This window comes from Geoglobus sp. (assembly GCF_054018175.1).
Window position 1 is genome coordinate 1 of sequence record NZ_JBPLZQ010000078.1, and the last position, 7,967, is coordinate 7,967.

At 53.2% G+C, this 7,967-nt stretch carries 8 protein-coding genes; 5 read left to right on the forward strand and 3 right to left on the reverse strand.

Annotated features, from left to right (window positions below; genetic code table 11):
* Positions 1-1,257: thermosome subunit beta (thsB, locus tag ACXJJC_RS06245; protein ID WP_456370253.1), on the reverse strand; the 1,257-nt coding region annotated here is incomplete at its 3' end.
* A gap of 118 nt (positions 1,258-1,375) precedes the next feature.
* Here thsB and ACXJJC_RS06250 point away from each other — a divergent pair.
* The 4 genes from ACXJJC_RS06250 to udg all read left to right on the forward strand — a co-directional run bounded on the left by ACXJJC_RS06250 (position 1,376) and on the right by udg (position 5,205).
* The gene (locus tag ACXJJC_RS06250; protein WP_456370255.1) at positions 1,376-2,449 is read left to right on the forward strand and encodes an acyl-CoA dehydrogenase family protein; all 1,074 of its coding nucleotides are present in this window, start codon (positions 1,376-1,378) and stop codon (positions 2,447-2,449) included.
* Between the two features lie 138 nt (positions 2,450-2,587).
* A complete protein-coding gene (locus tag ACXJJC_RS06255; protein ID WP_456370256.1) occupies positions 2,588-3,178 on the forward strand; it encodes a DUF4350 domain-containing protein in 591 nt (196 codons plus the stop codon).
* A gap of 67 nt (positions 3,179-3,245) precedes the next feature.
* On the forward strand, positions 3,246-4,559 hold the full coding sequence (locus tag ACXJJC_RS06260) for an FAD-dependent oxidoreductase (RefSeq protein ID WP_456370258.1): 1,314 nt from the start codon (positions 3,246-3,248) through the stop codon (positions 4,557-4,559).
* Positions 4,560-4,596: 37 nt separating this feature from the next.
* Positions 4,597-5,205, forward strand: coding sequence for a type-4 uracil-DNA glycosylase (gene udg, locus ACXJJC_RS06265; RefSeq protein WP_456370259.1), 609 nt, complete (start codon positions 4,597-4,599; stop codon positions 5,203-5,205).
* On the opposite strand, the gene ACXJJC_RS06270 is transcribed toward udg, so the two are convergent.
* Positions 5,198-5,875 carry an HFX_2341 family transcriptional regulator domain-containing protein gene (locus ACXJJC_RS06270; protein ID WP_456370261.1) on the reverse strand — a complete coding sequence of 226 codons (678 nt, stop codon included), beginning with the start codon at positions 5,873-5,875 and terminating at the stop codon, positions 5,198-5,200. The two genes, udg and ACXJJC_RS06270, sit on opposite strands and share 8 nt — an antisense overlap.
* Positions 5,876-6,121: 246 nt before the next feature.
* Positions 6,122-6,403 carry an ArsR family transcriptional regulator gene (locus ACXJJC_RS06275; protein ID WP_456370264.1) on the reverse strand — a complete coding sequence of 94 codons (282 nt, stop codon included), beginning with the start codon at positions 6,401-6,403 and terminating at the stop codon, positions 6,122-6,124.
* Positions 6,404-6,494: 91 nt separating this feature from the next.
* Here ACXJJC_RS06275 and ACXJJC_RS06280 point away from each other — a divergent pair.
* Positions 6,495-7,967 (forward strand): type II/IV secretion system ATPase subunit (locus tag ACXJJC_RS06280; protein ID WP_456370262.1); only part of this gene is annotated, 1,473 nt, incomplete at its 3' end.

Consider the following 7,967-nt stretch of genomic DNA (forward strand, 5'->3'; position numbering starts at 1 on the left):
GGAGAGCTCGATCTCCGGTGCGCCAGCTCCAGCGACGACCTTTCCATCCTCGAGAGCGACCGCCACGACCTTGAGCGCGTCCTCGATTCCTCTCGCGATCTCGTCCACGATGTGCTCCGTTCCACCTCTCACCAGGATAGTGACGGCCTTCGGGTTCTTGCAGCCCGTCACGAAGACCATCTTCTCGTCGCCGATCTTCTTCTCCTCGACGAGCTCAGCCTCTCCAAGGTCCTCGCTGGTTATGTCTCTCAGGTCCGTCAGGATCTTTGCTCCACACGCCTTGGCGATCTTCTCGATGTCGCTCTTCTTGACCCTTCTTACTGCCAGAATTCCCGCCTTCGCCAGGTAGTACTGGGCCAGGTCGTCGATGCCCTTCTGGCAGAAGACCACGTTAGCTCCCGCCTCTGCGATCTTGTCCACCATGTCTTTGATCATCTTCTCCTCCTGCTCGATGAACTTCTGGAGCATCTCCGGGTCGGTTATGTTGATCTTCGCGTCAGTTTCAGTCTCCTTGACCTCGAGAGCACCGTTGAACACAAGGATCTTGGCGTTCTTCACTCTCTTCGGCATTCCCGGATGGACGACTTCCTTGTCGAGGACGATTCCCTCAATGAGCTCGGTCTCCTCAACGCTCGCTCCTGTCCTCTTCTCGATCTTGATGTTGTCAGTATCGACTTCAATCTTTCCGTTTGTCTCCTCGGCAACTGCTTTAACGGCCTTGACCACGATCTCAGAGAGCTTGTCTATCGCGACCTCCGCCCCCTTACCGGTCATGGCTGTGGAGGCAATCTTCTTGAGGGTCTCCTCGTCCTCCTTGCTCACGTCAATGGCTATCTCCTTGAGAATCTCCATCGCCTTCTCGGCTGCGAGTCTGTAACCGTTTGCGATAACGGTCGGGTGGATCTCGTTGTCCAGAAGTTCCTCGGCTCTCTTGAGAAGCTCTCCAGCTATGACGACAGCCGTTGTGGTACCATCTCCTACCTCGTTCTCCTGTGTCTTCGCGATCTCCACGACCATCTTGGCAGCAGGGTGCTCGACGTCAATCTCCTTCAGGATGGTGACACCGTCGTTCGTTATCACGACATCTCCAAGGCTGTCGACCAGCATCTTGTCCATTCCCTTCGGCCCGAGTGTGCTCCTCACGGCCTCAGCGATAACTCTCGCGGCAAGAATGTTCATCCTCTGCGCATCCCTGCCAACAGTCCTCTGGGTTCCCTCCTTCAAAATCAGCACGGGCTGACCCTGTAGTGTTGCCATTTACATCACCTCAAACTTTGGTGGGTGGGTATTTCTATATAATGGTTTCGGTGAGGTGATCAGCGGATGGAAAATTTTACGAAAACGTTATTATGCATGATTAATGAAAACAGAAAGTATGCGGGAGGTCGTCGAGAAACTCAAGGCCGCGGTGGCTGAGAAAGCGGCGGAAATTGACAGGAGCAATGATATGGGTGACGTGCTCGACCTGATCAAGAGTTCGGGCATTCTCGGGCTGATGGTGCCTGAGGAGTTTGGCGGAATGGGAATGACTTACTACGAGGCATGCCTGGTCGGGGAGGAGCTCGGCAAAGTTTCTGGGGGAGTTGCTCACAGTGTCGTGGTTCACAACATGGCCGTTGACGCGATCAGGCTCTTCGGTAGCGAGGAGCAGAAGAGGGAATTCTTCCCGAAGCTGGCAAAGGGGATGGGAACGATTGCGATTACCGAGGGCAGAGGTGGGAGCGATGTGGCAAATGCTGTGAGCATGAGGGCTGAAAAGCAGGGAGACAGCTACGTTCTCAATGGCAGCAAGACGCTGATAACCAACGGGATGTACGCGGACGTGTTTGTGGTTGTGGCGAGGACTGGAGAGGGTGCGAAGGGGCTCACGGCTTTTGTGGTCGAGAGAGGTGACGGGATAGAGACAACCGGGATAGACCTTGCTGGCATGAGGGGCAGCGGGCTTGCGAGCGTCAGGTTCGAGAATGTTGAAGTGCCCGAGAGCAACGTGCTTGTTGGAGAGGGAAAGGGGATGAGGGTCGCACTCGGAACTCTCGCACCAAACAGAGTACCGTTCTCTGCGATGGGCCTGGGTATAGCTGAGAGGTGCCTGAGCCTTGCCGTTGAGAGGGCCAAGAAGAGGAAGGCCTTCGGAGGAACGCTTGCAGACCTGCAGGCGGTCCAGTTCATGCTCGCTGACGTTGCGGTGGAGATTGAAGCTCTCAGGAGGGTAATCTACTCGATGGCGGAAAGGATGGACGACCCGGGCTACGAGGGTGCGGTGGCGAAGATTCTTGCGGCCAGAGTTGCCAAGAAGGCTGCGGACGTTGCGGTTGAGATACACGGAGGCTTTGGCCTGCTATCGAGCAGCGAGGTTGAGATGGCCTACAGGGATGCGAAGGTTTTGGACATTGCAGAGGGGGCGACAGAGGTCATGAAGCTTCTCGTTGCCAGGAAAATATTCTCGTGAGCAGGCTTTCTCAATTTTTCTCTGAAACACCCTGCTGCTGGCGATTTTTTCTCTAATCCACGCAGGTCACCGGAGCATGTACTGAACTTTCTGCGAGCTGTGAAACATATTTAATCACTCCCCCGCCTCAGGTGACTGATGATGGTGGGCTGGAGCTCGAGCCATGGCGAGTTTCTGATCGACGATTACTACTACTTCAGCAGATTCAGGAGGATTGCTGAGGATGAGGGAATCCGTGTGGAGTGCGTGGACTCCTTCTACAGACTCGAGAATTACGATGTTATCGTGTTCAACTATCCTGAGGTTCAGTTCAGGCTGAGGGAACTTTCCAGGATGAGGGGGTGGCTCAGGAGGGGTAAGAAGATCGTTTTCGCGTCGTACTACAACAACCTCGACAGGGTGTCTGAGGTGATAAACCGCGCCCTCTCGAGGATTAACTGCGAGATTAGACTCGGGATGGACACTGTCGTGGACGAGGAGAACAACACGGGAGATCCGAGATTTCCGGTCGCTGAGTGGAATGGAAGGAAAGTCGTTATGCCGTGCAGCTCGTCAGTCAATGGTGGCGAACCGGTCGTGAGGAGTGACAAGGCAGTCTTCGCAGCCGCTCAGGATGTCTACCGCGGGAGGGTTCTCGTGCTCGGAACGTGCGTGTTCTGGGACAACTACTCCATCGATCTGCTCTCCAACAGAGAACTCGCCCTCTCGATTCTCGCGGGTGAGTTCTGAAGCAAAAGAGAGAAAGTTTATTTTGTTTAATAATTTCAGTTAGTTTCAGTTTTTGAGGGGTGATCACATGCGGGTAGTAATAGTGGGTGGTGGAGCAGGCGGAATGACGGCCGCTTCGAGGATAAGGGCTCTTAAGCCGGACTGGGACGTTAAGGTTTTTGAAGCCTCATCGTTCGTGAGCCACGCTCCTTGCGGAATTCCCTACGCCGTGGAGTTCGACTTTCCGAGCGACGAGCTGATGTACTACAGACCGGAGGTGTTCGTGAAGGAGAGGGGCATAGACCTGCACATGAACGCGAGGGTTATCGAGGCTAAGTATGGCTATGTCGTTGTTGAGGAGAAGGGAGAGACGAGGGAGTACGAGTGGGACAGGCTGCTGATAGCCACCGGTGCCTCTCCAAGAGTTCCGCCGGTTGATGGAATGGACCTCGAAAACGTCTTCACGGTCGACCTCCCACCGGATGCCGACAGGATCAGGGAGGCTGCGAAGAGTGCGGAAAACGTGGTTATTGTCGGCGCAGGCTACGTTGGCGTGGAGATGGCAGAGGCCTTCAGCGCGAGAGGAAAGAAGGTGACGGTGGTTGAGATGGCGGAACAGCCGCTGCCAAACTTTGACCATGAGATAGCGGAGATAGTAAAGAAGGAGATGGAGCAGAAGGTGGATCTGAGGCTCGGGGAGAGGGTGGAGGCCATCGAGGGCAGGGACAGGGTGGAGAGAGTAATCACCGACAGGGGAGAGTACAGGGCAGATCTCGTGCTGATAGCCGTGGGTGTGAAACCCAACGTGGAGCTCGCGAAGCAACTCGGCGTAGAGCTTGGAGAGACCGGGGCAATAAAGGTGAACGAACGCATGGAGACGAGCGTAGAGAACGTGTATGCTGCGGGAGATGTCGCTGAAGCGAAGCACATGGTTACCGGAAAGAACGTTTGGGTCCCCCTCGCTCCATCGGGAAACAAGATGGGTTACGTTGCCGGGGTTAACATGGCCGGTGGTAGCATGGAGTTCCCGGGGATTGTTGGAACCCAGATAACCAAGTTCTACGATCTGCAGGTCGGAAAAACCGGGCTGACTGAGAGGGAGGCCAGGGAGGAAGGATTCGAGGTCAGGAGCGCATTCATAACCGCCAACACCAAGGTGCACTACTACCCCGGTGCTAAGAAAACGTACCTGAAGGTCGTCAAGGATGCCGAGACAAATCGTCTGCTCGGTGCGCAGATTGCCGGTTATGAGATGGTGGCGATGCGGACCAACGTTTTCGCCGTGGCAATACAGGCTCAGTTTACGACGAGGGATCTGTTCTTCTCCGACCTCGTGTATGCTCCCCCTTTCACCCCGATATGGGACCCGGTGATAGTTTCTGCGAGGGTGCTCAAGTTCTGACAAAAGGTTTTTCTGTTCTCTTTTTTCATGGTGGCTGATGACCGAAACTCTTGGTGAGATCGTCAGGGATATTCTGGCCTGCAAAAACTGCAGCCTTCACCTCACGAAAAAGAACTACGTTCCAGGAGAGGGCAGCGAGGTGGCCAGAGTAATGTTCATCGGCGAAGCTCCCGGAAGGGAAGAGGATGAACAGGGCAGGCCATTTGTGGGCAACGCGGGGAAGCTTCTGACGTCGCTCATAGAGAGGGAGCTCGGTCTCAGCAGGAAGGACGTGTACATCACCAACGTTCTGAAGTGCAGGCCCCCCAACAACAGGGACCCATACGAGGAGGAAATTGATGCCTGCTTTCCACACCTGATCAGGCAGATAGATGCGATTAGGCCGGATGTGATCGTCTGTCTTGGAAGACACTCTGCAAGAACGGTTTTTGAGCACTTCGAGCTCCCGTTCACAACCATTTCGAGAGAGAGGGGAATCCTGCGGGAGAAGCTGATAGACGGCAGGAGGACGTTTTTCATGGCAACGTATCACCCTGCAGCGGCACTCTACAGACCACCGCTGAGAGATGTGATGGAGGAGGACTTCAGAAAGCTGAGAGGTGTGGTAAAAAGAAAGAATATGACTCTATCGGACTTCTTCAGTTGATCGTGCAGAAAGCTTCTCCGAGTGGCGTCAGCATTATCTTGACGTTCTTTCCGTCCCTTCTCGTCTCTATGAGGCCGTCCTTCTCAAGCCCCTTCAGGTGGTAGCTCATCTTCGCCCTCTGGGCCATGTAGGCCTTTTGCTTTTCGAGCTTACCCTCGATGAGCTTGATCAGGCTGTTTATCGAGTCCACTTCCTTTCCGTTCAGGTATATCGCCTTCAGGATCTTGAGCTTGTCCTCTCCTATCTTCTTGAGCGGTGGTACGGGAATTTCGACTATCTTCTCCACTCCAACTTCCTTGCCCTTTTCGTATTTCGGAAGAGCCACATACATCTTTCCGTTTACGAGCTGAGCGGCGATGTAGCACGAGATCATCAGGGTTCTCGGAGCGTCAGTAGCGTTTATGTATATCTGGTTGCCCGCGTCCTTCTCCTTCTTGAGCGCTCTCAGGATCTCTATCGCGGACCTGTAGACGTCCGACTCGTCCACAATGATTTTCTCTATTTCTACGAGTACGCTCAGAGCTTTTTCGAGCTCTTCAGCTATTGCCTCGTATTCGCTCGTCTTTGGGAGAGTTAGATACGCTTTCTGGATGGGGTAACCGCTCATTTTCAGGCTCTCCATTATCCTGTCCCTGTTCATTCCAACTGCAATAACATGCACGACCTGCATGCTGTTTCATTTTGTGCAAAACTTAATAAATTTTTCTATAGGATGATGAGTCTTGGTCAGTGAGAACAACTGGCATGATGGTACAGAAAAACTCAATTGGTTAATTATTGATGAGCAGCATTCAATTAATTTAAACGCTTCAGCAAATATTGATAAAGTCACAATGGTGTTGATCTGGCGACTGATGTCGTTTAGATAACAACGCTTAAATTTTCAGAGTATATTATCAACTATAAATCATTAAAGTTACTTTATTATAAACCTGGCCTCGGAAATTCTCTCCGACCTGCACTCCGGGCACCTGGATGGATTGACGTTCCTGAAAACGAAACCGCACGAAATGCAGACCGGTGGCTGTACGTAAACCCTCATCCCCTTCTTTTTAACTATTCTGTTCGCAGACTCGATAATTCTGAAGACGCTTTTCCTCATGGATGGGTCGAGCCCGAGTTCGCTGACGATCTCTGACACCGACATCTCCCTCTCCATCAGCATGTCTATTATCCGCTCTCTCAGGTTCCTCTGCATCTCCACCTTCTTGTCCCCGGCTATTTTTCTGGTTTCCGGTGCTTCATTATTATGATGAAAATGGTTAAATATTAAGTGAATGACAGCGATTATGATGAGACTTCTGAAGGAGCTGGCCGAGACTCTGCTGGACACTCCCGTTCCGGACGGTTATGAGGAGCTCGACTCATATCCCGTTTACGGTGATTACGTTTTCGCGGCCATCAAGATTCTTGAGAAGGATATCGATCAGCTGTACTACGTCATCGAACCTCCTCTCGGCGAGTATGAGGATGCGCGGTGGGAGATTCACAGGAGGCTCGAGTTCGTGCTCCCCTCCCTCACACACAGGAAGGACAAGGTTGAGACCCTTAAGGAGGCGTATGAGCGTATTCTCGAATCCATGAAGCTGAAGGTTGAGGACGAGTACTACTACCGCGCCCTCTTCTACTACGTCCTCAGGGACACCGTTCTTTACGGCCCAATCACCCCCCTCATGAAGGACCGCCTGATAGAGGACATCTCCTGCAACGGCTACAACAAGCCCGTCTTCATCTACCACCGCAACTACCAGAACATCAAGACCAACATAGTCTTCAGCGAGGACGAGCTCGACAACTTCGTCATCAAGCTCGCCCAGATGTCCGGAAAGCACATAAGCATAGCCGAGCCAATGCTCGACGCAGCATTGCCAGACGGCTCGAGAATCCAGATGACCTTAGCAAGAGAAGTCACCGACCACGGCTCAACCTTCACCATAAGGAAGTTCAGGGACGAGCCCGTAACGCCAGTAGACCTGATCGCCTGGGGAACCTTCAGCGTGGAGCAGATGGCATACCTCTGGCTCTGCATAGAGAACAAGAAGTCCCTCATCTTTGCAGGAGGAACGGCGAGCGGAAAAACCACGTCCATGAACGCCGTCTCCCTCTTCATCCCCAAGAACTCCAAGATAGTCACCATAGAGGACACCAGAGAGGTTGTGCTCCCGCACGAGAACTGGATTCCTGCTGTAACGAGGGAGAGCGGAAAGGTCATAGACATGTACGATTTGCTCAGAGCGGCTTTGAGGCAGAGACCTGAGTACATAATAGTTGGTGAGGTCAGGGGCAAGGAGGCACTGACCCTCTTCCAGGCGATGTCGACAGGCCACACCACCTACTCAACACTGCATGCGGACAGCGTTAACGGAGTCATCCACAGGCTCGAGAACCCGCCAATAAGCGTGCCGAGAGCGATGATCGAAGCTCTCGACATAGTCAGCATCCAGGCCCAGGTATTCCTGGGCAGGAAGAGGGTGAGGAGGAACATGGAGATAGCCGAGATCATAGGCGTGGACCCCCACACCAAGATCATGAGAACAACCACCGTCTTCACCTGGGACTCAACCAAGGACGAGCACGTGATGGTCGGAAGCTCCAAGGCTCTGGAGGACATAAGGACCCTCAGAAGCTGGAGCAGAAAGGAGCTCGAGCAGGAACTCAGAATCCGCGAGAAAATCCTCCAGTACCTCCTCGACAACAACATCCGCGAGTTCAAGGAAGTCGCGAGAATCATCCAGTCCTACCAGATAGAACCTGAGAAGGTG

Coding starts and splice junctions, on each gene's coding strand:
- ACXJJC_RS06250 (WP_456370255.1), top strand. CDS start 1,376: ATGCGGGAGGTCGTCGAGAAACTCAAGGCCGCGGTGGCTGAGAAAGCG.
- ACXJJC_RS06255 (WP_456370256.1), top strand. CDS start 2,588: ATGATGGTGGGCTGGAGCTCGAGCCATGGCGAGTTTCTGATCGACGAT.
- ACXJJC_RS06260 (WP_456370258.1), top strand. CDS start 3,246: ATGCGGGTAGTAATAGTGGGTGGTGGAGCAGGCGGAATGACGGCCGCT.
- udg (WP_456370259.1), top strand. CDS start 4,597: ATGACCGAAACTCTTGGTGAGATCGTCAGGGATATTCTGGCCTGCAAA.
- ACXJJC_RS06270 (WP_456370261.1), bottom strand. CDS start 5,875: ATGCAGGTCGTGCATGTTATTGCAGTTGGAATGAACAGGGACAGGATA.
- ACXJJC_RS06275 (WP_456370264.1), bottom strand. CDS start 6,403: ATGCAGAGGAACCTGAGAGAGCGGATAATAGACATGCTGATGGAGAGG.